Raw genomic sequence first — 25,527 nt, forward strand, 5'->3', positions numbered from 1 at the left:
GAAATTCTTATGCTTACAAGAAAGCCATCCTCCCCAAGGTGGCTTTTTCTAAATTTGAGAAATTTAAAAATCCTAATTTCATTGCGATTTTCGTAAATTGCAGGTCAATATTCTTGATATAATTAAATATGGAGCAACAAAGTCCTTATAAACCTAAAAATAAAATAAGAATTGTAACCGCTGCCTCTCTTTTTGATGGTCATGATGCCGCTATCAATATCATGCGTAGGATCATCCAGGCTACCGGTGTCGAAGTAATACACCTTGGGCATGATAGGAGTGTCGAAGAGGTTGTGAACTGTGCTATTCAGGAAGATGCACATGCTATTGCGATGACTTCTTACCAGGGTGGCCACACCGAATACTTCAAGTATATGTACGACCTTTTGAAGGAAAAGGGTTCTGAGCATATCAAGATCTTTGGCGGTGGAGGAGGAGTAATCCTTCCCGATGAAATCAAGGAGCTGATGGATTATGGTATTGACCGCATTTACGCTCCAGATGATGGTCGTGAAATGGGTCTCCAGGGAATGATCAATGATATGATCCAGCGTGTGGATCATCAGGTTCCCGATCTTGAAGAAGCTAACAAGCTTAAAGATAACCTGCAATCCAGGCAAGTGACCACGATTTCTCGTCTTATTTCATTGGCTGAAAACAGACATGAAGATTTCTTAAAACATTTTGATAAAAACGAATTTGAGTCCAGTAATACTCCGGTTCTGGGAATTACCGGAACAGGTGGGTCGGGTAAATCAAGCCTGGTGGATGAACTGGTTCGAAGATTTTTAATGGACTTTCCAGAGAAACATATTGGAATCGTTTCCGTAGACCCTTCAAAAAAGAAAACCGGAGGAGCACTGCTTGGTGACCGCATCAGGATGAACAGTATCAACCACCCGAGAGTTTTTATGCGTTCACTTGCCACCCGGCAGGCGAACCTTGCATTGTCTAAACATGTGGCCGAAGCTGTAGATGTGCTCAAAGCTGCCAAATTTGACTTGATCATTCTTGAAACTTCAGGAATTGGACAGAGTGATACAGAGATCATGGATCATTCAGATGTGTCATTATATGTAATGACTCCGGAATTTGGTGCGGCAACCCAGCTTGAAAAGATCGATATGCTCGATTTTGCAGATCTGGTTGCTATCAATAAATTTGACAAGCGTGGTGCGCAGGATGCCTTGCGTGACGTAAAAAAGCAGTATCAGAGAAATCACCAGCTATGGCATGAAGATGCTGAAAAACTTCCGGTATTTGGTACCATCGCTTCCCAATTCAACGATCCCGGAATGAATACTCTTTACAGGAGCCTTATGGATGCTGTGGAAAAGAAAACAAACTCCGGGCTTTCCTCAACTTTTGAAATTTCAGAAGAAATGAGCGAAAAGATATTCGTGATCCCTCCAAAGCGTACGCGATATCTTTCAGAAATTGCAGAAAATAACCGTGGTTATGATGAAACTGCTGCGACTCAGACTGAAGTTGCTCAGCGTCTCTACGGAATATATAAAACCATCGAAACCGTAGCTAATATTAAAACAGAGTTTGGTAAAGATCAAACTAAATATCTCGATAAGAACGGAATCGATCAGGATGCTATCAAAGAAGTTTCAGAAGAAGGCCAGGCTGAATTTTTAAGCCTGCTGTTTGCTGAATTTGACAAGATCAAAATGGATCTCGATCCTTACAACTGGGAAATGATCCTGGCGTGGAACGAGAAGGTAAATAAATATACAGAACCTGTATATAGTTTTAAGGTTCGTGACAAAGAAATCAAAATAGATACGCATTCTGAATCCTTGTCACATACACAGATCCCGAAGGTGGCTCTTCCAAAGTACAGAGCCTGGGGAGATATTCTGGCATGGAGTCTTCAGGAGAATGTACCCGGAGAATTTCCATACACTGCCGGACTGTATCCTTTTAAAAGAACCGGTGAAGATCCTACAAGAATGTTCGCCGGGGAAGGTGGACCGGAGAGAACCAATAGAAGATTTCATTACGTGAGCCAGGGGTTGCCGGCAAAAAGGCTTTCTACCGCTTTTGATTCGGTTACGCTCTACGGAAACGATCCAGATCACCGACCAGATATTTATGGTAAGATTGGAAATTCCGGAGTTTCCATTTGTTGTCTTGATGATGCGAAAAAGTTGTATTCAGGATTCGACCTGGCAGATGCGATGACCTCTGTAAGTATGACCATTAATGGTCCTGCTCCCATGTTACTTGGATTTTTCATGAACGCTGCCATCGATCAGAATTGTGAAAAGTATATCAAAGAGAATGGTCTGGAAAACAAGGTGGAAGCAAAACTAAGGGAGCTTTATGACGACGCTGGTATCGACAGGCCACAATACCGTGGTGAACTTCCTGAAGGAAATAACGGCCTCGGCCTGATGCTTCTTGGATTAACGGGTGATCAGGTTTTACCAGAAGATGTGTATGCGAAGATCAAGGCTGAAACTATAGCTGTAGTTAGAGGTACTGTTCAGGCAGATATTCTGAAAGAAGATCAGGCGCAGAACACCTGTATATTTTCTACTGAATTTGCCTTGCGTTTGATGGGTGATGTACAGGAATATTTCATAGAGGAAAAAGTTCGCAATTTCTATTCAGTTTCAATTTCTGGCTATCATATCGCTGAAGCAGGCGCGAATCCAATCACCCAGTTGGCATTTACCCTCGCGAATGGATTTACCTACGTGGAATATTATCTGAGCAGGGGAATGGATATCAATAAATTTGGTCCAAACCTTTCCTTCTTTTTCTCAAATGGGGTAGATCCGGAATATGCTGTTATAGGACGTGTGGCCAGAAGAATCTGGTCCAAAGCCTTAAAACATAAATACGGCGCCAATTCCAGAGCTCAGATGTTGAAATATCACATACAAACTTCAGGTAGATCACTGCATGCTCAGGAAATCGATTTCAATGATATTAGAACTACGCTTCAGGCACTGTATGCGATCTATGATAATTGTAATTCATTGCACACCAACGCTTATGATGAAGCGATCACTACGCCAACAGAAGCTTCAGTAAGAAGAGCGATGGCGATCCAGTTGATCATTAATAAGGAGTTAGGTCTTGCCAAGAACGAAAACCCAATCCAGGGATCATTCATTATCGAGGAATTGACCAACCTGGTGGAAGAAGCGGTGCTTACAGAATTTGACCGTATCACAGAACGTGGCGGAGTACTTGGCGCAATGGAGACCATGTACCAGCGAGGAAAAATACAGGAAGAAAGCCTGTATTATGAAACCTTGAAGCATAATGGTGATTATCCTATCGTTGGGGTAAATACCTTCCTGAGCTCTACAGGTTCGCCTACGGTTACGCCAGGTGAAGTTATTCGAGCTACGGAAGAGGAAAAAGAAAACCAGATCAAAACCCTGAAAACTTTGCATAAGGCCAAAGAAAACGCTGCTGAAGAAATGCTGGAGAGAATTCAGAAAGCGGCGATCAATAATCAGAACCTGTTCGAGGAGCTGATGGAGGCTACCAAGGTTTGCTCTTTGGGCCAGATCACTCACGCTTTATTTGAAGTAGGAGGGCAGTATCGCAGAAATATGTAGATGTTATAATATTTCAAATCATAAAAAAATCCCGGGTTACCGGGATTTTTTATTTATATCACTACAAGGTTAGTCGCCAAACACGCTGTAATTTTCGAAATTTTTGAATTTCTTTCCGAAGTAGTCGTACAAAGTCCCTTCCATTGCTATTTGCGAGTTCAAGGTATTCACAATGCTTGCTCAAACGATCGGTAAGAATACCAACCGCATGTACATATTGCCTTCTGCTTTCCTGGAAAAACTCACTTTCAGCTCTGGCAATATTGGACAACAAAGATTCTGAATACCGAATAATATCTCCGGTATAGTAAACGCTTTTATCTTCCATACCATGATCGTTCAAGCCCGAAACGTCTGGCAGAAGATAATTTGATACAGATTTGGACATCCTCATGATCTCACGGGCTTTAGAATGTAAAGCTTCACTGGATGAACCGGATAGAGGATAAGAAGATGACATCGTTTAATTTTTTCTCTAAATTAAAGTGATACTGGATGAAGATGTATTTAAAATTTAATCTAGATAGTATATTTATATTTAATATTTAAATTTATAAGCTCGAAATACTTTAAAATTATGGTTGATAAATTGAACTGGGCTATACTTCAGGAATTGCAAAAGGATGCCAGAGCTTCCTTTTCTGAAATAGGTAGAAAAGTGGGATTGAGTTCTCCTGCAGTAGCGGAACGAGTGAAAAAAATGGAAGATGCCGGGGTAATCAATTCCTATAAAGTAAACATCAGCCATCAGAAAACCGGGTATCAATTGAGGGCCGTGATCACCTTGCGTGCATTTACAGGAAGACTGAAAGCATTTCTGGAAACGGTTTCCTCTTTTAAAGAAGTCCTTAATTGTTATCGAATAACCGGAAATGAAAATATCATCATGGAAGTAATTTTAAAGGATCAGGTGCATCTGGAGAAGCTTATAGACCAGTTGATCACGTATGGAGAAACCAGGACTCATATTATTCTTTCGAAAGTTGTGGATGATGCACCAATACTTCCACGATAGCATACTTTTAGCTTTCCGGTAGAAATCAACAATCTGCAACAGACTGTTAAATTACTACTCTGTAATTTTCTACTTTAACAGTTTGATCTGAAATTTCAAAGTTCTTAGTTAAAAAGATTCCAATTGTAATTTTGTTATGACTAATCAGCCTGAATCATACTTAAATTTGTATCAAACAAAACAAGTAAAAAGTATCATGAGGAAGAAAGCACTATTATTTTTAGTTCTTGCAGCAGTAACAGGATTAGTTGGATTTACCGGGTTATCATTTTCCGGGATTGAGGTAGTAAGAATTATGTTCCTGATATTTGCAGATCTACTGGTGATTTCTCTTATGGCAAAATTATTTTTTCCAGAGAAACCGAAAATGAAATATCAGCCAGTTAAAAGGAGATAATATCACATTAAATGTACTACGACCCGTAAGTTTATTGCTTACGGGTTTTTTTATGGAATAATTCATGATACAATGTTTATATTTAAACATATTCCAGCACCTATGAATAAAAAGTTACCATTTCTCATTCTGCTTCTTATCCCCTTGTTCACCCTGGCTCAGGAATTAAGGATCGCCAAAGGTAATGTGACAAAGGGTATCAATATTCCCGGATCCCAGGGAGATACTTTTTCAATTTACACGCCCTCTCAATATTCTCAAGATAAAAAATGGCCGGTCATTTTTATTTTTGATCCAAAAGGAAGAGCGACCAGTACGGCAAATCTCTTTCGCCCGGCTGCGGAGGATCAGGGATATATACTTGCAGCCCTGGAACTTGATCTCAAATCGAAATCTTTGGATAGTGTCATCAATACTTCTGTATCTATGATGAACGTGGTGACTGGTACCTTTGGGATAGATCCACAGCAAATATATTTCGCAGGAATGGCAGAAGGAGCACAGATAGCATCAGCGCTTACGCTTATGAATAAGAACATGGCTGGAATTCTTGCTATTAATAACTCGTTTGTAAATCCAAAATTTGTAAACAACCAGGAGCCTTATATGTTTATAGGTATAGGAGGGAGCCAGGATTATATGGTTTACGAAATGGAAAATTACCTCAAGTTCTATGATAAAAGGGATTTCCCCACAGAGATCTATTACTTTGAAGGGAAGGAGAACGACTGGCCATCAAGTTCAGTCATTTATAATGCTGTTTCGGGTTTTACACTACAAGCCATAAAGGATGGATCCAGGCCGGCAGACAACGAACTGGTTGTAAAATTATATAAGCATGAACTGGACTACGTGGAAAGCCTGAGGCGTACAAGAAATTACTACGCTGCGTATGAGAACCTGGAGAGAATGGAAGAGAAGTACGCGCAGTTTGGATATGAAGTGGAGGTAGAGGATCGTATGAAAGATGTTAAGCGCACCAAAGGTTACTCAGCGCAGAAAAGAGATTTCAAACAGGCGGTTTCCTATGAGCGTGAACAACAGGCGGAGTATGAATACCTGTTGACTTCAGATGTGATGACGCAAAACTTCCAGAATATCGGCTGGTGGGCTTACCAGATGGATGGTCTGGAAAAACTGCAGAATAGTGGTGAAAAAGCAAAAGTGGATATGGCCTATAGACTGGAAGGCTATCTGGACTTTCTTTCCAGGCGCCAGTTTGACGATATTATGAAATCAAATGCCGGGATAAATGCTAAGATCTTTATTAGTGTTTTAAGAACAGCCATCAATAAGCAGGACCCAGAGGCATACTTTAAAATCATATCACTGGCATCTTTAGATGGTGATCCTGAAACTGCACTCTTATATCTTGAAGATCTTCTGAAGACTGGTTACGATGATTACGAAAAACTTTATTCGATTGACGGAACGCTGGATTTAAAGTTTTCTGAAGAATACAATGCGATCATTCAGAAATATCTAAATAAATCAAAATACTAGGTTGTCTCTTTGATTAGAAATTTCTTCAGAAGCAACAGTAAAAGGATGCACACTATGGTGAGCGCCATCATAGTGTGCCAGGTAAAATCATAGCCGAAATTATCTATGAGTTGCATTCCAGAGTTATGCCCAAAAATATGGCTTACGGAAAAGGCGATACTGTAAAGTGCCATGTAACTCCCGCGTTTCTTGCCCTGAGACCTTACAAGAGCGAACGAGTTAGAAAATGGGAAGGCGATCATTTCTCCAATGGTTAAAAGAAACATTCCAACTATTAAAATTCCAATCCAACCGGTTAGATTCAGGACCAGGAAACTTAGTGCGGTAAGGATGGCGCCGATAATTACGTAATTAAGCGATCCCAGATTTTTGTTCTCCAGGTATTTGATCAGCGGCATTTCAAATAGAAATATGATCAAACCATTCAGTCCCAGGAGAAGTCCGATTTCAAGTTCATTCATGAAATGCACTTCAGAATAATACAGGGGAACCGTTGAAAAGTACTGAATGAAAACCAGTCCAAACAACATAAGCGCTGCAATAAAGATCCAGTATAGTTTATCCTGGTAAGCAGAGGTATTATTCGTGATTTCTTCTTCAGGTTCTTCGACAGCACGTTTTGGATGAAGTAATTTCAGTAATAGCATCCCCGCGAAGAGGCAGGTTATTCCATCTACCCAAAACAATCCACTGTAACCAGCAGTCGCAATAATGATCCCTCCCAGGGCTGGACCTGCGGAAAAGCCCAGATTTATCGCCAGTCTTATCAGGGTTAAGGATCTGGTTCTGTTCTGAGGTTTGCTGTAAGCGCTTATGGCTACGAATACTGCGGGTCTGAAGATATCTGCTATAGACATGACCAGGAATATCCCCAGGCAGAAGGTCCAGAAACCTTGAGGAAACTGAAGCAAAACGAATAATACAGAACTGCCAATTAAACTGCCAGCCATGGTCTTGTAATGACCCAGAACATCTGTAAGCCTGCCGCCAAGAAATGAACCGGTTACAGATCCCAATCCAAAGAAAGTCAATATCCAGCCCACCTGCTCGAAACTAAATCCCTGACTTTTGGTAAGATAAAGCGACAGAAACGGGATGACCATGGTACCAGCTCTATTGATGAGAGTGATCAATGCCAGTAGCCAGATCTCTTTCCTTAGTCCGGAGAATGAATCGATATAGGATCTAAATAACTTTTTCATGTCGTTCAGTCTCAAAATTAGTTCAAATTTTCTGGGAGATATTGATTATTTTGGGAATTAAATATATCACATGTCTTCTAGTCCTAATTGTATTTTGATCCTGTTTTTTATGGTAACGGCTATGGTGCGAGCTCAGGTTCAGGACGCTGTGCAGGCTTCTAAAGCCTATAGAGCTCAATTAAATGAAGATTTCAGAGATCCTGATGAATCCCCTTTAGAAAGTAAAGATCTGGAGAATTTTGAGAGCCTGGATTTTTTCGATATTGATCCTGATTATATCGTGCAGGCAACGTTTGTTCGAACTCCTTCAGAATCGCCTTTTGAAATGCCTACAAGCACTTCCAGAACTGCAACCTATGTGAAATATGGCGAGCTTTATTTTAAACTGAAGGGAAAGGAATTGATGTTGAATCTCTATCAAAATCAGAGTTTAAGAACAGATCCTGAATATTTCGATTATTTATTCCTGCCCTTTACAGATCAGACTAACGGAGTTTCGACCTACGATGGGGGAAGATATATAGACTTCAGTATCCCTGATAGTAATTCAGTAATAATAGATTTCAACAGGGCTTATAATCCCTACTGTGCATACAGCGGCCAGTATTCCTGTCCCGTTCCTCCTGAAGAGAATCATCTTGAAACAGCAATACTGGCCGGTGCGAAAAAATTCCTTAAGTCTTAAAAGGCATAGATGGCAGCCACCAGAAAGGAAGCCAGCTCGCTATTGGGTTGCAGGTCGCGATCCAGAAACGCCGGAAAATCATCGGAAACGCTATCAAGACGCAATTCAGGTTTAATGATCAGGCCGCCGGTCTGGTAACTTCCTGTAAGTGTAAATGCCGTAATACTGGTATCTGCACCGTAGACGATACCTCCGTCCTCCAGTTCTTTAAAATATTCAGCTCTAAGGCCCAGACCAAAATTGTCTGAAAGTGAAAGTTGAGGATAGATCGCAGCTCCATAAAAACCTGTACCATCTGTATCCTGATAAGTAGTATTCAGTCCAAGATAAAAACTGTCGGTAAGATCCCAGCCTGTGGTTAGATCTATTTGAAACAGGCTGTCATCTGAGAGTGACTGCTCACCATAGAGAAGATTCAGAAAGGCACTTCCACCATCCGTGCTGTAGCCTAACTGTCCGCCGAAACTATACTTGCCAATTGGATTAAATTCAGTATAGTCTGTGGGATTCATAATAGCCAGCATTCCAGTCCACTGGTCGTCGAAGCTAAAGTCAGCTTTAATACCTGTATGAGAAAAAGGACCATAGGAAAACATGTAGGAAGTTGAATAATTGAAATTCGCCACCGGGGATATTACCTCATACCCCAGAAAGGTATTCCAGTTTCCAAGGGTGAACTTCAGGGCATCGTTTACTTTATAGTAGGCGTATAGCTGATTGACAATCTGGGCTGAACCCTGGGAGAGAAATACGGCATCTTCCCCTCTGGGACCAAAAACCAGATCTGCTACAAAACCAACCTTGTCATCTTCGTAGCCAAGAATCACATTGGCCATTCCAATAGCAAAGCCAGGATCATTGGCAAAGGAAGTAGCAGGAGCTGCAGGGTCTACAGTCACGGCATCACCACCTACGATTTCTTCAGATTGGTTAAGACCATTAAAATTTGTTCGAAAGTACGCATCAACGCTTCCGCTAATACTGAATCTTGAGTTTTCTTCGGCTTCCTCTTCCTGCGCCTGCGAGGCAAATGAGAAGAATAACAGGCATGGTACAACGGAGAATTTTATTAATTTTGAAAATGTAATTGCATTCATGATTTTAAGAATTAGAACATTGTTAGTGTATTCGTTTAGCGACGGTTTAGCTTAATGTATTTTTAAAGTTCAGCAATTATATAGCGGAGCGTTTGGAGGAACGCTCCGTTTCTATTTTTACTGCTATTTTTGATTTAATCCGAAATCTGGATAAGCATCCATTCCGTGCTCGTGGATATCCAGTCCTTCAGTTTCTTCTTTTGCTGAAACTCTTAGTCCCAGAGTAAGCTTCAGAACATAGAATATGATGAATGAGGTTACGATACAAAAAACTGCGTACGCTCCAACACCAATAAGCTGGGTGATGAACTGATCTATTCCTGCCATATTTCCGAAGATACCAACGGCAAGGGTTCCCCATATTCCGCAGATCAAATGAACTGCAACGGCACCTACCGGATCGTCCAATTTCAGTTTATCGATAAGCGCTACTCCCAGAACAATGATGACACCTGCAATGGCACCAATTAGAATGGCGTCTGTAGGAGACATCTGGTCTGCACCGGCGGTGATTCCTACCAGTCCGCCCAGGATTCCATTTAAAAACATTGTTATATCGTAATTCTTGTAGAGAATGCTCGAAAATATAAAGGATGCTACACCGCCTGCTGCTGCTGCCAGACAGGTAGTAACCAGTGTAAGTGAGGTGAGTTCAGGATCTGCAGAAAGGACCGAGCCTCCATTGAAGCCAAACCAACCTAACCACAAGATCAATACTCCAGCCGTGGCAAAGGGCATGGAATGACCTGGAAATGCTCCAATTTTGCCATCCTTGAATTTGCCAATTCTTGCTCCTAAAAGGTAGATCGCTACCAGGGCTGCCCAACCACCCACAGAGTGTACCAGCGTTGAACCAGCGAAATCATAGAATCCCATTTCATCAAGGAATCCTCCGCCCCATTTCCAGGATCCGGCTATAGGATAAACGATTCCAACATAAAGAATGACGAAGATCATAAAGCTATTTAGTTTAATCCTTTCGGCAACCGCACCAGACACGATCGTCGCTGCCGTAGCTGCAAACATCCCCTGGAATAGAAAATCTGTCCAGTAGGTATAGCCTTCATTGTACGCCAGGTCAAGACTGCCATCTGTAAGTGGGCTATCCAGTCCAAAGCCAGCGAAACCAAAATATCCATTGAATTCTCCGGGATACATTAAGTTAAACCCTAGCAGGCAGTACAGAAGCAAGCCTACAGTAATAATAAAAAGGTTCTTAAATAGTATGTTGATCGTATTTTTTTGCCGGGTTAGGCCAATCTCTAGAAGAGCGAAGCCCATGTGCATAAAGAAAACGAGTGCCGTACAGATCATCATCCATACGTTATTGATAGTTAATATTCCTTCCATAATAAGTTACTGTTGAAATTGTAGTTTTACTTGAGTGATTCTGAACCTTTTTCTTTGGTTCTTATGCGGTAGGCTTCGTCTATTGTTGAGACGAAAATTTTTCCATCTCCTACATTGCCGGTATAGGCAGCTTCCATTAATGTTTCAATGGTTTTGTCCATAAAACTGTCTGTAACCACGATTGAAAGGTATCTACGTTGAATATCTGCAGTACTGTATGATACACCTCGATAGACGTGACCTACCTTTTCATTACCAACACCGGTAACATCCCAGTAGCTAAAAAATGTGACTCCAATTGAGTGCAGGGCTGCTTTTGTCTTGTCAAATTCAGACTTGCGAATAATCGCTTCAATTTTTTTCATAAATATTGATTAAGAGAAGGTTAAAGTTATTAAAAACTTTCACAGCCCCTTCAAAAAGATGGGTATCGTAGTAACTTTTACGATATAAATAAAAAACACCCCTATAAATTTAGGGGTGTTCAAATATGAAGTTTAAATTTGAAGTTTATATATTAAGCCTACTGCTTAAAACTGTCTTGAAAGTAAAATTCCGAGGAATACAGAAATAATTCCGAGGGCAATACTACCCAGAAAGTAAACGGAGAAAGAAATATAATCACCAGATTTGATGAGGTTGAAATTTTCGAAAGAAAAGCTGCTAAAAGTGGTGAAACCACCACAAAAGCCAACGGCTAAGAGGAAATACAATGGGTGATCAAGCATATTCTGTTTTATAAGCCAGCCAAGTGCAAGGCCTAGAATGAAACTACCCAGAACATTTACTACTAAAGTTCCCTGGGGAATAGTCGCGCTATCATTTAGATACTTGCTTATCAAATATCGCAGACTGGATCCTAAACCTCCTCCAAGAAAAACGAGTAGTAAATTTTTAATCATCTAAGGTCGGTTCTTTTTCTCCGAGTGGAATGTACAAGTGCGTGATCCATTCAGCCGGGTTGGCATTGTCCTTAGGTCCGGTTACATGAACCTGGAAGAACTCTGCGTCCTCCGCAATCACCAGGTTATTCTCCTGAATATACTGGTAAGCCTCGTTCCAGGCTTCCTGTAAATATTCGTAATCACCTTTGAGGGTGGTTTTCAGGGTTTTTTGGTTCGGCATAAAACCGTTCAGTACTTGACTATCCTGAGGTGTGATGACTTCGCTTGGGGTAAAGAACGCTGCAGAATAAATAGCAGTTCCCCGATCTTCGTTTCTTTCATTGAAGAGAATAAATGGTTTGCCAGTAATCTCAATATTGTTGGAATTCATAAAGTTTCCTACATCATTGGTCATGGCATTCATTTTATCTGGAATCTGCGAAAGCCTGCTGGCCGTGGTGATATATAGGTAATAGCCTCCGCCATGTTGCGTTATACCATCAACGTTTATGGTATAGCTTTCTATCTCTTTTCTAACCTGCTCCTCAAGATTATCCAGTCCCTGTTTGAACAACGGCTGTAGTCGCTGAGTCATACTTTCGTCTTCGAAAAGGAAGGCAGCCTTTTCAAGAAAGGTTTGATCCCCTTTAAGAGTCCAGGTCGTTAAAATACTGTCATTTTGCTTTTCGAAAGACCAAAAAATATCACTGGTGCTTTCTCCAAAGATGGTTTTAAATGTCACCTGGTGCTCGATCGTACCATGAGGATTGGCTTTGGTGGTTACAAGCGAACCATCACCCATTTCCTCACTACTCCAGTCATAATTTGCACCCTCACCAACAGTTTTGTCACCGTAGTTAATAATCATGTCATTGGCACCATTTGACCATGGTTCCCACTCTTTCCAGGTAGTAAGATCATTAACCTCATCAAACAGAACTTCCTGCGGAGCTGCGATCATACGTTGTTCCTGAACCTGGTAACTTCCATCTTTAGTAGCGATATAGATTGATGCACCAATAAAGATGATTAGTAATAGGAAAAACAGGTATTTAATAATTTTCATGATGGTAAGGATTATCGGGGACCAATATAATTATTTTAAAACGCTTTCTGGAATCAATGATTCAGCTGCGTCTTGATAATGAAAAGAATAACAATAAAAGCAATAAATGCAAGTAGAACCAGCAGGCTTCCTTTATAATATTTCTTGTGGAGCTTGAGGTCTTTTCGGTAACTAATGATCATCACAATGATAAATGCTACCACAAAAAAGGCAGCGAATATAAGTTGTCCGGTAGAAAACATTTATTTAATTTTTCAGCAAAGTTAATCTTTTTAAATATTTCTAGTCATGAAGAAAGCTATTGCCTCGGTGCAGGAGTTTCATACTGCCTTTGGTCTGGGTGTTAATCAAAAGCCGAAGGCTAATCTTGGAAATGCTAAGAACCTTCTGCGATATCATTTAATGCAGGAAGAGAATGAAGAATATCTGGAGGCTGCCAACAAGGGAGATCTGGTGGAGGTGGCAGACGCACTGGGAGATATGCTCTATGTGCTTTGCGGTACCATTCTCGAACATGGCCTTCAGCACAAAATTGAGGAAGTATTTGAAGAGATACAGCGAAGCAATATGAGCAAACTAAACGAATTTGGAAAACCAGTCTACAGAGAAGATGGTAAAGTCCTGAAGGGTGACAATTATTTCAAACCTGAGCTTGGCAAAATCCTGGGAAAATAAAAATCCCGGAAGAGAGCTTCCGGGATCTATTATCGTACGGGTAAAATAAATGTTATTTCACCTCGTATGTCCAGTTGTAAGGGTCTTCCGCTTCGTTGTACTGAATTTTCATAAGGGTATCTTTGAAAAAACTGGCGTAGGAATCATCTATTTTGGGTAACTCGAACTTCTCGTCTTTATGACCAAAACCAACGATAGGATTGATCACAGTTGCTGTTCCAGATCCAAACATTTCTTTAAGTTCTCCTGTTCTGGCAGCTTCAACAATTTCCTGTACACTAACCCGACGAACTTCTACTTCAATATTGTTAGCTTCAGCAAGTTTTATAACACTTTTTCTGGTAACACCATCTAAAATACGGTCGTTCGTTGGAGCGGTTACCAGTTTATTTCCAATTCTGAAGAAGATATTCATAGTTCCGGCTTCCTCCAGGTATTCATGAGAATTTGCGTCTGTCCAAATGATTTGCTGGAAACCTTCTTCCTTGGCGAGATTGGTTGGGTAGAATTGTGCGCCATAATTACCGGCAGCTTTCGCAAATCCAACTCCGCCATCTGCAGCCCTGCTGTATTTTTCTGAAAATTTCACTCTCACTTCTCCGCTGTAGTATGCCTGTGCCGGAGAACAAATGATCATGAATTTATATTCTTTCGCTGCGGAAGCTGAAACACCAGCTTCTGTAGCAATCACGAACGGTCTTAGATATAAACTGTTTCCGAATCCTTTTTTGATCCAGTCTTTATCTAATTTTAAAAGTTCTTCCAGGGCTTCGAAAAAAAACTGCTTCGGAAACTCAGGAATTGCCATTCGCGCACTGGATTTGTTGATTCTTTCGAAATTTTGTTCTGGTCTGAAAAGCCAGATGCGATCATCCTTATCTTTATATGCCTTCATCCCTTCAAAAACAGCCTGCCCGTAGTGAAACACTCGTGCAGATGGTTGTAAAGACAGTGGTCCGTAAGGTTTGATGACAGGTTTTTGCCACGCCCCATCCTTATAATCACATTCCATCATATGATCTGAAAAAACCTGTCCGAAAGCTAGATCGTCAAAATTAGTCTTATCAATTTTAGATTCGGTGGTCCTTTGTATCTCTATCATTAGTTGGTATTTAGTGGTTGTTCAGTCTTGTTGCGCAAATTTACCTAATTAAAAGTAGAATCAAAATCTAAAGTTTTGGTAAATTTGGCACAGAATACCCTGTAATATCTGAGAATCATGAGAATAACATTAGTTATCGCAGCCATCGCTCTGAGCCTGGTGAGTTGCAAAGAAGCTGAAAAATCAACGAATAATGACCTTGCTGAAGTACAGGAAGTTCAGGAAACTTATGAGAGTTTCGGAAAGAAATTCTCTGGTGACGCGGCTTTGAATGCTTCGGAAATGCTTGAAAAATATAAGGCACTGGAAACAGGTGATACTCTTAATGTAAGCTTCAGCACCAGGGTGATGAGTGTTTGTAAGGAAAAAGGTTGCTGGATGGTATTGGATCTTCCTGAAACCGATAAGGATCCCATGGTGAAATTTAAGGACTACGCATTTTTTGTTCCGAAGGATATAGAAGGAAAAGAGGTAGTAGTGAATGGGAAAGCATTTGCTGAAGTTACCAGCGTAGAAGATCAAAAGCATTACGCTAAAGATGCTGGAAAATCTGAAGTAGAAATCGCTGCAATAACAGAACGTGAACAATCCTTTGGATTCCTGGCAGATGGAGTCCTTTTGAAGAAATAATTTGGAAAGAAAAATCATCACCACCAGCGATGGTTCTGTAACAATACACTTACCGGAGTGGGACGAACAGTATCATTCCAAACATGGTGCTATTCAGGAGGCCAGGCATGTATTTCTAAATATAGGACTGCATCATTGGCTTGAAAACAACTCTAAGCGACCGGTAGATATTCTTGAGATTGGTTTTGGAACTGGCCTGAATGCCTTTCTAACACTTTTAGAATCCAATCGACTGGATACGGAAATTTGCTACAAAGGTGTAGAGGCCTATCCGGTAACTGCAATGGAAATTGAGAAACTTAATTATCCAGAGGCTGCAGATGCTGTTTCTGCTGAAGATCAATTTCTAAAACTTCACGCGGTTCCCTGGGAAAAAATAGCTTCTATCACCAATAAGTTTTCCCTAATTAAAAATCAACTGAAATTTCAGGAAATAGATCTCTTCAACCAATTTGATCTTGTGTACTTTGACGCTTTTGGTGCAAGGGTGCAGCCTGAACTATGGGGAGAGGATATATTCAACTCCATGTACAAAGCATTAAGACAGCAAGGGGTTCTGGTGACCTATGCAGCTAAAGGAAGTGTTCGCAGGGCAATGATATCTGCTGGCTTTCAGGTAGAAAAGTTGCCCGGTCCTCCCGGGAAGCGTGAAATGTTAAGAGCTGTTAAACTATAACTGCTTTCTCGTTAAACCTGTAGAATTTTTCTACACCTCCCTTTGGTCTGTCGTATATTTCTCCAAAAAAAGCGATGAAAGTACTTATTACGGGAGCTACAGGTATGATTGGTTCCAGGTTGAGCGATCTATGCAGGGAGAGTGGTATGATAGTACATTATCTAACCACCAGTAAATCCAAGATTGAGAAAAGAGAGGATTACAAAGGTTTTTACTGGGACCCAAAGTCGGAAGAAATAGAAAGGGAATGCCTGGATGGTGTCAAGACGATCGTTCATCTTGCAGGTGCCAGTATTGCTGAAAAATGGACTTCAGACTATAAAGAAACAATTATTAAAAGCAGAACCGAAACTGCTGCACTGCTATATCATACGCTGAAGAACAACGAGCACGAGGTAGAAAACTTTATTTCGGCCAGTGCGATTGGTAAATATCCAGATTCATTGGAAAAATTATATTTTGAAGATGATGAGGCGTTGGCTAATAATTTTGTAGGTACCGTTGTGAAGAAATGGGAGGGAGCGGCAGACAGGTTTTCTAATCTTGGTATTGATGTAGCGAAAATACGTGTTGGCCTGGTGCTCTCGGAAAAGGGAGGAATGCTAGAGAAAGTCAGGAAGCCTGTTGAAATGAATGTTGGCGCACCCCTGGGAAGTGGTAAACAATGGCAGAGCTGGATACACCTGGATGACCTTGCAGGTATTTTTCTACATGCTATAGAAAGGGAGCTCACGGGAGTTTACAATGCTGTTGCTCCGAACCCGGTGACGAATAAGGAAATGACCAGGCAGTTGGCCGAGAAACTCAATAAACCATTATGGCTTCCAAATGTTCCAAAATTCGTACTGAAAACTATGCTCGGTGAAATGTCACAGATTGTGCTTTCCAGCCAGCTCGTAAGTTGTAAAAAGATCGAAGAGCATGGATATAAATTTCAATATTCAAATCTTTCCAAAGCTTTGGATGATCTAATCTAAAATAAAAAAGGCTGCCTACTGGCAGCCTTTTTATATCATTTATCCTTACTTAATTAAGCCTTTTTAGCTTTAAGGTTGATTGTTAGTTGAATATCATCATTGATGAACTGGTCACCTAAACCTTCAAATACAGACTTAGATCCGTAATTCACGTTCCATTTTGTACGATCAATGCTGAAATCTTTACTGCTGATAGTATAAGTTTCATTGTCTTTGCTGATAGTAACAGGGAAAGTAATATTCTTAGTAACATCTTTCATAGTAAGGTTCCCTTGTAGCATGGTAGCACCTTCTTCTTTTGTAATACCAGTTACTTCAAAAGTAGCTTCAGGGTATTCCTGTACGTTAAAGAAATCACCTTCTTTACCTTCAACAGTTCCCATAAGGTGAGCTTCAAGATTAGACTTCTCTTCTCCTTCAAGATCTGTCACTTCAATAGACTTCATGTCTATCACAAAGGTTCCGCTCTGGATCGTAGAATCTGTAGCCATAAAAGTACCTTCTTTTACAGCGATAGTTCCTGTATGATTTCCAGTAGGCTTAGACCCCTGCCATTCGATCGTAGAAGCAGTAGTATCTACTTTGTACTCCATTGCTTCAGCTTCAGCAGTCGCAGCATCCTTAGCTTCAGCAGTTTCAGCTTCGTTATTGTTATTCTTACATGCTGTGAAACCAAGTCCCAGACTAGCCACTACAAAAGCATTCAGTAATAATCTTTTCATTGTTAAAGTTTTTTATATTCGGCGCAAAAGTAATTTGAAAATCAAATCCTGCTTCATAAAATTTTATTAAAAAATTTCAGTGACATTTTGACATTTCAACTTAATTGGCAACGATTTTGACCCAATAGCTGCAGAAAGTAAATTTTTTATAAAATGAGCCGAAAAGAAGATAATATAAAGGACGAAGATAAGAGTATAAAAGACCAGGTTGAAAATGCGATGGATGAAGCGATTAATGAAATAGATGAGTCTGGTGATGAAGCCGAAGCGCATGCTAACGATAGCGCCCATGAACTTAGCGAAGAAGAGCGCATGATAGAAGATCTTCAGAAGGAAAAGGACAAATTCCTTAGACTTTTTGCAGAATTTGAAAACTATAAGCGCAGGACGTCGAAGGAAAGACTTGAATTGTTCAAGACTGCCAACCAGGAAGTAATGACAGCCATGCTGCCGGTAATGGATGATTTTGACAGGGCCATGAACGAGATCAATAAATCTGGAGACGAGAATCTTAGAAAGGGAGTTGAGCTTATTCATAACAAACTTCGTGAGACTCTAAAGGCAAAAGGTCTGGAAAGAATGGAAGTAGAGCAGGGTAGTGATTTTGATTCTGAAATTCATGAGGCAATTACTCAAATTCCAGCGCCATCAGAAGACCTTAAAGGTAAGATTGTAGACGTGGTCGAACCGGGTTATAAACTTGGAGAAAGAATTATCAGGTATCCAAAAGTGGTTACAGGAAAATAAAAACGCTTTTACAGAATTGTAAAAACACAGTATGAAAGAAGATTATTACGAAATATTAGGCGTAAGTAAAGACGCTTCAGCAGCAGAAATTAAAAAAGCGTATAGAAAACTGGCTTTAAAATATCACCCGGATAAGAATCCTGGAGATTCATCAGCTGAAGATATGTTCAAAAAATCTGCTGAAGCCTATGAAGTATTAGGGAATCAGGAGAAACGTGCTAAATATGATCGTTTTGGTCATCAGGCATTTGACGGCGGCTTCGGTGGAGGCGGCGGTGGTATGAATATGGATGACATATTCAGCCAGTTTGGCGATATTTTTGGCGGTGGCTTTGGCGGAGGCGGAGGCTTCTCCGGCTTTGGCGGTGGCTTTGGCGGCGGACAGCGTCGTGCGAAAGGAAGTAACCTCAGAATTCGGGTAAGTCTTAATCTTGAAGAAATTGCCAATGGTTGCGAGAAGAAGATCAAGGTAAAGCGTAAAGTTCAGGCATCAGGTACAACATATAAAACCTGTAGTACTTGTAATGGTTCCGGGCAGGTAACCAGAGTGACCAACACCATACTTGGTAGGATGCAAACGGCTTCTCCATGTACAACTTGCGGTGGATCTGGACAGATCATCGATAAAAAACCTGATGGCGCAGATGCCCAGGGTTTAATTACTAAAGAGGAGACGGTTTCTATAAAGATCCCTGCCGGAGTTGAGGATGGTATGCAATTAAAGGTTTCCGGGAAAGGGAACGATGCACCAGGTAACGGCATTCCGGGCGATCTGCTTGTAGCTATTGAAGAGAAAGAACACCAGAGTTTGCAGCGTGAAGGAGATAATCTTCACTATGATCTGTACATTACGTATTCTGAAGCTGCTCTTGGTACCTCCAAAGAGATCGATACGGTAACTGGAAAAGTGCGTATCAAGATCGAGGAAGGAGTTCAATCTGGTAAGATCTTACGTTTACGCGGGAAAGGCATTAGTAGTATCAATGGCTACGGAAAAGGTGATTTGCTGGTTCATGTAAACGTCTGGACTCCAAAAACTTTAAATAAGGAGCAAAAGGAATTTTTCGAAAGAATGGCTAATGACGAGAACTTCCAGCCGAATCCTGAAAAAAGCGATAAGTCCTTTTTTGAAAAAGTGAAAGATATGTTTTCATAAAATCTAATTTTAAGAAAATTTTTATATATTTGATTATCGCTAAGTCTTTTAGCGATAATTTTTCTTTTTCATAGCAATTTTTTTCCCATCCTTAATTTATTAAGGGTGGGTTTTGTTTTTTGAGGCCTTTTCAGAATAATAAAATCTTCTTAATCAACTTTTTCTCTGTACCTATTTCTATATCTTTAACATTCTATAAAGAACTCTATGGATCATCTTCTGGTAGCCGAAAATGTGTATAAACGCTTCGGAAAATTCACAGCCCTTAACGACGTTTCGCTAAGTATTCCACGAGGAAGTATTTTTGGATTGCTGGGTCCCAACGGTGCGGGAAAAACCACTTTCCTCAGGATCATAAATCAAATCACCATGCCAGATGAAGGCATGGTTTATCTTGATGGTAAACCATTGCATCCAGATGACATTGCTCATATAGGCTATTTGCCAGAGGAGCGCGGTTTGTATAAGTCCATGAAGGTTGGTGAACAGGCGTTATACCTGGCAAGACTTAAAGGATTGAGCAAGGCGGAGGCCAAAGAAAGACTTAAGTACTGGTTTGAAAAACTAGAGATTGAAGCCTGGTGGGACAAAAAGATCCAGGAATTGTCCAAGGGAATGGCTCAGAAAGTTCAGTTTGTGATCACCGTGCTGCATAGACCAAAGCTTCTTATTTTTGATGAACCTTTTAGTGGATTTGATCCGGTAAACGCAAACCTCATCAAGGATGAAATCTTGCAATTGAGGGATGAAGGAGCTACCATTTTATTTTCTACACATCGTATGGAAAGCGTGGAGGAGCTCTGTGACTATATCGCTCTTATCCACAAATCGAACAAATTACTGGATGGTCCAATCAACGAGATCAAAAAAGCCTATACATCAAATACTTTTGAAATTGGACTGGAAACTGCAGATAAAAGTGCATTGTACCAGGATCTTCAGTCAAAATTTGTAGTTGGCCCGGCTAAGTACAAAAGTATTCAGGATGATCTAAAACTTACGATCAAAGTTGGTGAAAAAGATGATTCCAATGAATTGCTCAGATATCTGCTCACCAGGGCCAAAGTGAACCATTTTGTTGAGGTGATTCCTTCAGTAAATGATATTTTCATTAAAACCGTGACTCAGAATGCGTAATTTAAAATTGATCATAAGCAGGGAATATCTTGCCCGGGTTCGCAACAAGACCTTTATCGTGATGACGTTTCTGAGTCCGCTGATCTTTGTTGGGATGATCATGTTGATCGCTTACCTAAGCATGCTTAATAGTACAGATCAAAAGATTATTGGTATCCATGATGATACGGGATTATTTGCTTCAGAATTTAAAGATGGTGAACAGGTACAGTACCTTGATCTTTCAGAAAAAGATCTGCAGCTTGCCAGGACACAGGTGCTGGAAAATGAATACTTCGGACTAATTCATATTGCTTCTCTTAATTCGCTTAGTGGCAAACCCGATACCATTGAATTCTTCGGTAAAGAATCACCTGGTTTCGGAACCATTGAAAATATTGAAAAGACTATTTCAGATAAATTAACCCGGAAACAACTTATAGATAAAGGAATTGATGTTTCAGAAATTGATAAAGCCAGAGCAGATGTTAGCGTGGATATTCAGAATTTCTCGGGTGAAAAAAGCTCGAAAATGTCTAATTACATCAAGATGTTTTTTGGTGGTGCCGCCGGTTACCTGCTTATGATGTTTATAATCATTTATGGGAATATGGTGATGAGGAGCGTGATCGAGGAAAAAACGAACCGTATCATCGAGATCATCGTTTCTTCTGTAAAACCTTTCCAGTTGCTACTGGGTAAAGTGTTGGGGACCAGTCTTGCCGGATTAACGCAATTTGTGGTCTGGGTTATTCTGGGGAGCGTTCTTCTGGTTGGCCTATCCACATTTCTAGGTATCGATCCCATGGCTGCACAAACTCCGGCAACCTTAGCGATGGAGAATGCGGGTAATCCCAAGATCAATCAATTAGTGATCGATATTCTTAAGTTACCCTACGCGAGTCTTCTAAGTTTCTTTGTGATCTATTTTATAGGAGGATATTTTCTTTACAGTTCGGTTTATGCGGCCATAGGTGCTGCAGTAGATAGTGAGACAGATACGCAACAGTTTATGTTTCCGGTCATTCTACCATTGATCTTAGGAATCTATGTAGGATTCTTTTCCGTGGTGGAAAATCCGCATGGAACAGTCTCCACCATCTTTTCCTTTATACCATTTACCTCTCCAATCGTTATGTTGATGCGAATTCCATTTGGCGTGCCATGGTATGAGATCTTAATTTCCATCATTATTTTAATTGGAACCAATTTCGCTGTACTTTGGTTATCAGCTAAAATTTATCGCGTGGGAATTTTAATGTACGGGAAGAAACCAGGCTATAAAGAATTGTATAAGTGGCTTAAGTATTAGGATGCAGGACGATCAATCTACAAAAGAAAAGGTTACAGAGGTAATTGAGGAGGATATCTGGGGGATGATCCAGGATTTCTGGAACGCGGGATTTAGCTACCAGATAGGAGGAGATGATGTTAAGATCACCATTGGAATGATCATCATTATCATACTTTCTTTTTTACTTACCAGTGTTGCCTTACGTCTATTGCGTTCTTTCATTACCTCCAAATTGATGGAGGAAGATAAGTTGAAGTTCATTAGTGTCTTCAAATTCGTCAAATACTTCGTATATCTAGCGGTGATCCTCATTACATTGAGCTCCACGGGTGTAGACGTAACCATCCTGTTAACTGCTTCTGCCGCCCTGTTCGTGGGACTTGGTCTCGCATTGCAGGAATTATTTCAGGATGTAATTGGAGGAATTTTTATAATTCTCGATAAATCATTGCTGGTTGGAGATATCATTGAAATGGATGGGCGCGTAGCCCGAGTATTTGAGATCAAGCTGCGAACCACCAGGGCGCTTACCAGGGACGATAAAGTAATGATCATTCCCAATCATAAATTTATTAGTGATACCGTTTTCAATTATACACAAAACCATAAGACCACGCGCGAATCGGTTAAGGTTGGGGTTGCTTATGGAAGTGATGTTGAAAAGGTAAGGATGATTCTACTGGAGTGCGCAAAGGAGCAGAAAGGAATTTTAAAGAAGCCTGAACCCTTTGTCCTTTTTGAAGATTTTGGAGATTCGGCCTTGATGTTTGGGTTACATTTCTATGTTTCCGACAGTTTTGTAGACCCAAAAGTAAAGAGTGAATTGAGATTCAAGATCAACGATAAGTTTAAGCTGAATGATATAACCATTCCTTTCCCACAAAGGGATGTACATATGTTCTACCCGCCAGGGAATAAGTTTCCTAATGTTCAAATTCCAGAGCATGAAGCATAATTTATGGATATTCGTATGGTGTTTGCTGGGTTTTTCATTTCTGAACGCCCAGACAGCCGATCTTGCCAGGATCGAGTACACTTATTTTCCACAGAAAAATTCAGATAATTCCTTCCGAAGGTTTAGGGCCCAGGTTGCTTATCCCATTGCCTTAAAGAAAGATGGTGCTTATCTTGTGCCAAGCGTGGAATACAGAAACGTGAATTTTAAATTCGAAGATCCAACAGGATTCCAAACCAGGGACCTGGACAGGTTCCAGTCTTTTACTGGCTCACTGGGATATACTTTCAAATTTGGAGCTGACTGGAGGTTTGGTGCTGAGGGTGGTTTGAAAATTGCTTCAAATTTTTCTGAAAATACCATTCTGGCAGATGATCTTATTTACACGGGGTCTGTGTTTTTCGTCAAAATAAGGGATAAGGAAGAGGTTGAGATCCCGTGGCGACTTATCCTGGGATTACGTTATAGTACAACGACCGGATTTCCATTTCCTTTGCCTATAGTAAGCTATTACCGTAAATGGGCTGAAAACTGGTCTTATACCGTGGGGATACCAAAGACAAATATGAAATATCATTTCAGCGAAAACAGCGAGTTACAGGCTTTTATTACACTGGACGGTTTTTTTGCGAATATCCAGAGAAACATAGATACCCAGCCCTTGGTTTTTAATGACAGGCCGAAAGCGGAAAGCATGTCCATGACCATATTACTAAGCGGTCTAGGTTATCAATACAGCATTACAGATCACCTGAAGCTTTATATTTATGGTGGTCATACCTTACTCAATGATATAAGGTTGCGTGATGCAGATCGTGAGGATCTGTACACAATCAATGAAACAAATACATTTTACGCGAGAAGCGGAATAAAATTTACAATATTCTAATGGCAAAAATACTACTGATAGAAGACGAAGCGAGCATAAGACGGGTCCTAAATAAGATCCTGAGCGAAGAAAGCAAAGATTATCATGTCACCGAAGCTGAAGACGGACTTGCCGGAATGGAGCTGGTTAAAAATGAAGATTTTGACCTGATCCTCTGTGACATTAAAATGCCAAAAATGGATGGTGTAGAGGTCCTTGAAGCTACCAAAAAGATCAAACCAGAGATCCCGGTAGTCATGATCTCGGGACATGGGGACCTTGATACCGCGGTAAATACCATGAAAGCCGGAGCTTTTGACTATATCTCCAAACCACCAGATCTTAACCGGTTGCTGAATACAGTTCGAAATGCGCTGGATCGCAAAGAACTGGTAGTGGAAAATACCCGGCTTAAGAAGAAGGTGAGTAAGAATTACGAAATGATTGGTGATTCAGAAGAGATAAGCCGGATCAAGGGTATGATAGAAAAAGTTGCACATACCGATGCGCGCGTGCTCATCACCGGTCCCAATGGAACTGGAAAAGAACTTGTTGCGCACTGGTTGCACCAGAAAAGCGACCGGTCTAAAGGTCCCATGGTGGAAGTGAATTGCGCTGCCATTCCTTCAGAATTAATAGAAAGTGAACTTTTTGGGCATGTAAAAGGTGCATTTACTTCTGCCAACAAAGATCGGGCTGGTAAATTTGAAGCTGCTAATAAAGGGACTATATTTCTGGATGAGATTGGGGATATGAGCATGTCTGCTCAGGCAAAAGTACTCAGAGCTCTTCAGGAAAACAGAATTTCCAGAGTAGGTAGTGACAAGGATATTAAAGTAGATGTAAGAGTAGTTGCAGCAACCAACAAGGATCTCAAAAAAGAAATTGAAGAAAACAATTTTAGAGAGGATCTTTACCATCGCCTCGCGGTTATCCTCATCGAAGTTCCGGCCTTGAAGAATCGGAAAGATGATATTCCACTGTTGGTAGATCATTTCAGTGAAAAGATCGCTTCAGAACAGGGAACGAATAAAAAAGAATTCACTGCAGAAGCTATTGAAATGCTCAAACAAAGTGAATGGCGCGGGAATGTAAGAGAGCTTAGAAATGTAGTAGAAAGGCTCATCATTCTAGGAGGTAAGGAAATTACCAGAGAAGATGTAGAGCTTTTCGGGAGCAGGTTCTAAGGCCTTTTGTTTCTAGGCTTCTTAGGATCGTATTTCAAAAAATACATGGTATCACCACTTGGATGGTCCCATTCATGAAAAAGATCAAAACCAACCCGTTGGTAAACGATAGCATTCGTTCTCCCGCGGGTTTCCGCATATAGTTCCAAACCTGTATCGTGGGCAGTTCTAAAGAAAACATCTTTCATTTCCTTCCCAACCTGCGTGTCTGCCCCACGGTATTCTTTAAGAATACCCCAGAACCAGCAGTACAGATATTCACCCTCCTGAGGTCGCTGATTCTTGATATACTTCTGAGTTTTCAGAATGTCCAGCGCATTTTGCACGCCGGTAACATTAGCCACAAGCTTTAATTGAGACCATAGATCCTTCCAGATATTATTGTCTTTTTTGCTGGTCTTAAACAGGATGGCAATACCCTGGCGATTTTCAGAAACGATAAGCGCATCTTTCTCAATGGCTTTGTCTACCATGTGTGTAGCCAGGTATCTAAATCTCCTGTCCCGATCACCACCTTTTTTTACTATATCCATAGAAGAAGGGATCTCCTTAAGAAGTGTAGTGACCTTGTCGATGATATCTTTTCTTTCTAATTTGTCCAAGCCTGATTAATTTGTGGCGAAGATAAAAAAATTAACT

The 25,527-nt window shown here is 40.6% G+C and carries 27 protein-coding genes; 16 read left to right on the top strand and 11 right to left on the bottom strand.

What is annotated here, in order from left to right; translation table 11 throughout:
* Nucleotides 1-128: 128 nt before the first annotated feature.
* Entirely contained in the window at nt 129-3,584 is a 3,456-nt protein-coding gene (locus G529_RS0104500; RefSeq protein WP_026914412.1) for a methylmalonyl-CoA mutase family protein, read from the top strand.
* Nucleotides 3,585-3,645: 61 nt separating this feature from the next.
* Here G529_RS0104500 and G529_RS0104505 read toward each other — a convergent pair whose 3' ends face one another.
* Nucleotides 3,646-4,044, bottom strand: coding sequence for a hypothetical protein (locus tag G529_RS0104505; protein WP_051201333.1), 399 nt, complete (start codon nt 4,042-4,044; stop codon nt 3,646-3,648).
* A gap of 114 nt (nt 4,045-4,158) precedes the next feature.
* Here G529_RS0104505 and G529_RS0104510 point away from each other — a divergent pair, with 114 nt between their 5' ends.
* From G529_RS0104510 to G529_RS0104520, 3 genes are all read left to right on the top strand, one after another.
* Nucleotides 4,159-4,599 (top strand): Lrp/AsnC family transcriptional regulator, encoded by a 441-nt coding sequence (locus tag G529_RS0104510; protein WP_026914414.1) that lies wholly within the window; start codon nt 4,159-4,161, stop codon nt 4,597-4,599.
* A gap of 136 nt (nt 4,600-4,735) precedes the next feature.
* On the top strand, nt 4,736-4,996 hold the full coding sequence (locus tag G529_RS0104515) for a DUF1328 domain-containing protein (protein ID WP_245566887.1): 261 nt from the start codon (nt 4,736-4,738) through the stop codon (nt 4,994-4,996).
* A gap of 102 nt (nt 4,997-5,098) precedes the next feature.
* Nucleotides 5,099-6,499 carry a hypothetical protein gene (locus tag G529_RS0104520; protein ID WP_026914416.1) on the top strand — a complete coding sequence of 467 codons (1,401 nt, stop codon included), beginning with the start codon at nt 5,099-5,101 and terminating at the stop codon, nt 6,497-6,499.
* Here G529_RS0104520 and G529_RS0104525 read toward each other — a convergent pair.
* Entirely contained in the window at nt 6,496-7,701 is a 1,206-nt protein-coding gene (locus G529_RS0104525; RefSeq protein WP_026914417.1) for an MFS transporter, read from the bottom strand. The two genes, G529_RS0104520 and G529_RS0104525, sit on opposite strands and share 4 nt — an antisense overlap.
* 70 nt (nt 7,702-7,771) lie before the next feature.
* Between G529_RS0104525 and G529_RS0104530 the strand changes: the two genes are divergently transcribed.
* Nucleotides 7,772-8,386: a DUF1684 domain-containing protein gene (locus tag G529_RS0104530; RefSeq protein ID WP_051201335.1), complete on the top strand. Its 615-nt coding sequence runs from the start codon at nt 7,772-7,774 to the stop codon at nt 8,384-8,386.
* Here G529_RS0104530 and G529_RS0104535 read toward each other — a convergent pair.
* The 6 genes from G529_RS0104535 to G529_RS0104560 all read right to left on the bottom strand — a co-directional run bounded on the left by G529_RS0104535 (nt 8,383) and on the right by G529_RS0104560 (nt 13,025).
* On the bottom strand, nt 8,383-9,483 hold the full coding sequence (locus tag G529_RS0104535; protein ID WP_026914419.1) for a porin: 1,101 nt from the start codon (nt 9,481-9,483) through the stop codon (nt 8,383-8,385). The two genes, G529_RS0104530 and G529_RS0104535, sit on opposite strands and share 4 nt — an antisense overlap.
* Nucleotides 9,484-9,606: 123 nt before the next feature.
* Nucleotides 9,607-10,833 carry an ammonium transporter gene (locus G529_RS0104540; RefSeq protein ID WP_026914420.1) on the bottom strand — a complete coding sequence of 409 codons (1,227 nt, stop codon included), beginning with the start codon at nt 10,831-10,833 and terminating at the stop codon, nt 9,607-9,609.
* A gap of 26 nt (nt 10,834-10,859) precedes the next feature.
* Nucleotides 10,860-11,198 carry a P-II family nitrogen regulator gene (locus G529_RS0104545; protein ID WP_026914421.1) on the bottom strand — a complete coding sequence of 113 codons (339 nt, stop codon included), beginning with the start codon at nt 11,196-11,198 and terminating at the stop codon, nt 10,860-10,862.
* A gap of 165 nt (nt 11,199-11,363) precedes the next feature.
* Complete coding sequence (gene crcB, locus G529_RS0104550) at nt 11,364-11,735, bottom strand: fluoride efflux transporter CrcB (protein ID WP_084509735.1); 372 nt, start codon at nt 11,733-11,735, stop codon at nt 11,364-11,366.
* Entirely contained in the window at nt 11,728-12,783 is a 1,056-nt protein-coding gene (locus tag G529_RS0104555) for an SRPBCC family protein (protein ID WP_026914423.1), read from the bottom strand. The genes crcB and G529_RS0104555 overlap by 8 nt, the downstream gene beginning before the upstream one ends.
* Before the next feature lie 53 nt (nt 12,784-12,836).
* Nucleotides 12,837-13,025, bottom strand: a complete 189-nt coding sequence (locus G529_RS0104560) for a hypothetical protein (protein ID WP_026914424.1) — start codon at nt 13,023-13,025, stop codon at nt 12,837-12,839.
* A gap of 46 nt (nt 13,026-13,071) precedes the next feature.
* On the opposite strand from G529_RS0104560, the gene G529_RS0104565 reads away from it, so the two are divergent.
* On the top strand, nt 13,072-13,458 hold the full coding sequence (locus G529_RS0104565) for a pyrophosphohydrolase domain-containing protein (protein WP_026914425.1): 387 nt from the start codon (nt 13,072-13,074) through the stop codon (nt 13,456-13,458).
* A 52-nt stretch (nt 13,459-13,510) separates the two neighbouring features.
* On the opposite strand, the gene G529_RS0104570 is transcribed toward G529_RS0104565, so the two are convergent.
* Complete coding sequence (locus G529_RS0104570; RefSeq protein WP_026914426.1) at nt 13,511-14,560, bottom strand: branched-chain amino acid aminotransferase; 1,050 nt, start codon at nt 14,558-14,560, stop codon at nt 13,511-13,513.
* A 117-nt stretch (nt 14,561-14,677) separates the two neighbouring features.
* Here G529_RS0104570 and G529_RS0104575 point away from each other — a divergent pair, with 117 nt between their 5' ends.
* The 3 genes from G529_RS0104575 (at nt 14,678) to G529_RS0104585 (ending at nt 16,843) form a co-directional block, all read left to right on the top strand.
* Nucleotides 14,678-15,190, top strand: a complete 513-nt coding sequence (locus tag G529_RS0104575) for a DUF4920 domain-containing protein (protein WP_026914427.1) — start codon at nt 14,678-14,680, stop codon at nt 15,188-15,190.
* Nucleotide 15,191: 1 nt separating this feature from the next.
* Nucleotides 15,192-15,866: a tRNA (5-methylaminomethyl-2-thiouridine)(34)-methyltransferase MnmC2 gene (gene mnmC2 / locus G529_RS0104580; protein ID WP_026914428.1), complete on the top strand. Its 675-nt coding sequence runs from the start codon at nt 15,192-15,194 to the stop codon at nt 15,864-15,866.
* Nucleotides 15,867-15,940: 74 nt separating this feature from the next.
* Nucleotides 15,941-16,843, top strand: a complete 903-nt coding sequence (locus G529_RS0104585) for a TIGR01777 family oxidoreductase (RefSeq protein ID WP_026914429.1) — start codon at nt 15,941-15,943, stop codon at nt 16,841-16,843.
* Between the two features lie 53 nt (nt 16,844-16,896).
* Here the strand turns inward: G529_RS0104585 and G529_RS0104590 are convergent, their stop codons facing one another.
* The gene (locus tag G529_RS0104590; RefSeq protein WP_026914430.1) at nt 16,897-17,565 is read right to left on the bottom strand and encodes a YceI family protein; all 669 of its coding nucleotides are present in this window, start codon (nt 17,563-17,565) and stop codon (nt 16,897-16,899) included.
* 153 nt (nt 17,566-17,718) lie between these two features.
* On the opposite strand from G529_RS0104590, the gene G529_RS0104595 reads away from it, so the two are divergent.
* The 7 genes from G529_RS0104595 to G529_RS0104625 all read left to right on the top strand — a co-directional run bounded on the left by G529_RS0104595 (nt 17,719) and on the right by G529_RS0104625 (nt 24,888).
* Nucleotides 17,719-18,312, top strand: a complete 594-nt coding sequence (locus tag G529_RS0104595; protein ID WP_026914431.1) for a nucleotide exchange factor GrpE — start codon at nt 17,719-17,721, stop codon at nt 18,310-18,312.
* 31 nt (nt 18,313-18,343) lie between these two features.
* Nucleotides 18,344-19,468 (top strand): molecular chaperone DnaJ, encoded by a 1,125-nt coding sequence (dnaJ, locus tag G529_RS0104600; protein ID WP_026914432.1) that lies wholly within the window; start codon nt 18,344-18,346, stop codon nt 19,466-19,468.
* 207 nt (nt 19,469-19,675) lie between these two features.
* Nucleotides 19,676-20,605 (top strand): ABC transporter ATP-binding protein, encoded by a 930-nt coding sequence (locus tag G529_RS0104605; RefSeq protein ID WP_026914433.1) that lies wholly within the window; start codon nt 19,676-19,678, stop codon nt 20,603-20,605.
* Nucleotides 20,598-21,896: an ABC transporter permease gene (locus tag G529_RS0104610; protein ID WP_026914434.1), complete on the top strand. Its 1,299-nt coding sequence runs from the start codon at nt 20,598-20,600 to the stop codon at nt 21,894-21,896. Before G529_RS0104605 ends, G529_RS0104610 begins: the two co-directional genes overlap by 8 nt.
* Before the next feature lies 1 nt (nt 21,897).
* The gene (locus G529_RS15450; RefSeq protein WP_035695450.1) at nt 21,898-22,833 is read left to right on the top strand and encodes a mechanosensitive ion channel family protein; all 936 of its coding nucleotides are present in this window, start codon (nt 21,898-21,900) and stop codon (nt 22,831-22,833) included.
* Entirely contained in the window at nt 22,823-23,722 is a 900-nt protein-coding gene (locus G529_RS0104620) for a DUF6268 family outer membrane beta-barrel protein (protein ID WP_026914435.1), read from the top strand. The genes G529_RS15450 and G529_RS0104620 overlap by 11 nt, the downstream gene beginning before the upstream one ends.
* Entirely contained in the window at nt 23,722-24,888 is a 1,167-nt protein-coding gene (locus G529_RS0104625; RefSeq protein ID WP_026914436.1) for a sigma-54-dependent transcriptional regulator, read from the top strand. Before G529_RS0104620 ends, G529_RS0104625 begins: the two co-directional genes overlap by 1 nt.
* On the opposite strand, the gene G529_RS0104630 is transcribed toward G529_RS0104625, so the two are convergent.
* Nucleotides 24,885-25,490: a hypothetical protein gene (locus G529_RS0104630; RefSeq protein ID WP_026914437.1), complete on the bottom strand. Its 606-nt coding sequence runs from the start codon at nt 25,488-25,490 to the stop codon at nt 24,885-24,887. The genes G529_RS0104625 and G529_RS0104630 overlap by 4 nt on opposite strands.
* Nucleotides 25,491-25,527 lie beyond the last annotated feature (37 nt).

The organism is Christiangramia portivictoriae DSM 23547, assembly GCF_000423045.1.
Classification (GTDB): domain Bacteria; phylum Bacteroidota; class Bacteroidia; order Flavobacteriales; family Flavobacteriaceae; genus Christiangramia; species Christiangramia portivictoriae.

Bases quoted from the DNA above. Each gene is read 5' to 3' on its own strand.
- G529_RS0104620 (WP_026914435.1), top strand. From the start codon at position 22,823: ATGAAGCATAATTTATGGATATTCGTATGGTGTTTGCTGGGTTTTTCA.
- G529_RS0104515 (WP_245566887.1), top strand. From the start codon at position 4,736: ATGACTAATCAGCCTGAATCATACTTAAATTTGTATCAAACAAAACAA.
- G529_RS0104555 (WP_026914423.1), bottom strand. From the start codon at position 12,783: ATGAAAATTATTAAATACCTGTTTTTCCTATTACTAATCATCTTTATT.
- G529_RS0104500 (WP_026914412.1), top strand. From the start codon at position 129: ATGGAGCAACAAAGTCCTTATAAACCTAAAAATAAAATAAGAATTGTA.
- dnaJ (WP_026914432.1), top strand. From the start codon at position 18,344: ATGAAAGAAGATTATTACGAAATATTAGGCGTAAGTAAAGACGCTTCA.
- G529_RS15450 (WP_035695450.1), top strand. From the start codon at position 21,898: ATGCAGGACGATCAATCTACAAAAGAAAAGGTTACAGAGGTAATTGAG.
- G529_RS0104625 (WP_026914436.1), top strand. From the start codon at position 23,722: ATGGCAAAAATACTACTGATAGAAGACGAAGCGAGCATAAGACGGGTC.
- G529_RS0104520 (WP_026914416.1), top strand. From the start codon at position 5,099: ATGAATAAAAAGTTACCATTTCTCATTCTGCTTCTTATCCCCTTGTTC.
- G529_RS0104570 (WP_026914426.1), bottom strand. From the start codon at position 14,560: ATGATAGAGATACAAAGGACCACCGAATCTAAAATTGATAAGACTAAT.
- G529_RS0104565 (WP_026914425.1), top strand. From the start codon at position 13,072: ATGAAGAAAGCTATTGCCTCGGTGCAGGAGTTTCATACTGCCTTTGGT.
- G529_RS0104540 (WP_026914420.1), bottom strand. From the start codon at position 10,833: ATGGAAGGAATATTAACTATCAATAACGTATGGATGATGATCTGTACG.
- G529_RS0104525 (WP_026914417.1), bottom strand. From the start codon at position 7,701: ATGAAAAAGTTATTTAGATCCTATATCGATTCATTCTCCGGACTAAGG.
- G529_RS0104530 (WP_051201335.1), top strand. From the start codon at position 7,772: ATGTCTTCTAGTCCTAATTGTATTTTGATCCTGTTTTTTATGGTAACG.
- crcB (WP_084509735.1), bottom strand. From the start codon at position 11,735: ATGATTAAAAATTTACTACTCGTTTTTCTTGGAGGAGGTTTAGGATCC.
- G529_RS0104595 (WP_026914431.1), top strand. From the start codon at position 17,719: ATGAGCCGAAAAGAAGATAATATAAAGGACGAAGATAAGAGTATAAAA.
- G529_RS0104535 (WP_026914419.1), bottom strand. From the start codon at position 9,483: ATGAATGCAATTACATTTTCAAAATTAATAAAATTCTCCGTTGTACCA.
- G529_RS0104590 (WP_026914430.1), bottom strand. From the start codon at position 17,565: ATGAAAAGATTATTACTGAATGCTTTTGTAGTGGCTAGTCTGGGACTT.
- G529_RS0104560 (WP_026914424.1), bottom strand. From the start codon at position 13,025: ATGTTTTCTACCGGACAACTTATATTCGCTGCCTTTTTTGTGGTAGCA.
- G529_RS0104505 (WP_051201333.1), bottom strand. From the start codon at position 4,044: ATGTCATCTTCTTATCCTCTATCCGGTTCATCCAGTGAAGCTTTACAT.
- G529_RS0104545 (WP_026914421.1), bottom strand. From the start codon at position 11,198: ATGAAAAAAATTGAAGCGATTATTCGCAAGTCTGAATTTGACAAGACA.
- G529_RS0104575 (WP_026914427.1), top strand. From the start codon at position 14,678: ATGAGAATAACATTAGTTATCGCAGCCATCGCTCTGAGCCTGGTGAGT.
- G529_RS0104605 (WP_026914433.1), top strand. From the start codon at position 19,676: ATGGATCATCTTCTGGTAGCCGAAAATGTGTATAAACGCTTCGGAAAA.
- G529_RS0104585 (WP_026914429.1), top strand. From the start codon at position 15,941: ATGAAAGTACTTATTACGGGAGCTACAGGTATGATTGGTTCCAGGTTG.
- G529_RS0104610 (WP_026914434.1), top strand. From the start codon at position 20,598: ATGCGTAATTTAAAATTGATCATAAGCAGGGAATATCTTGCCCGGGTT.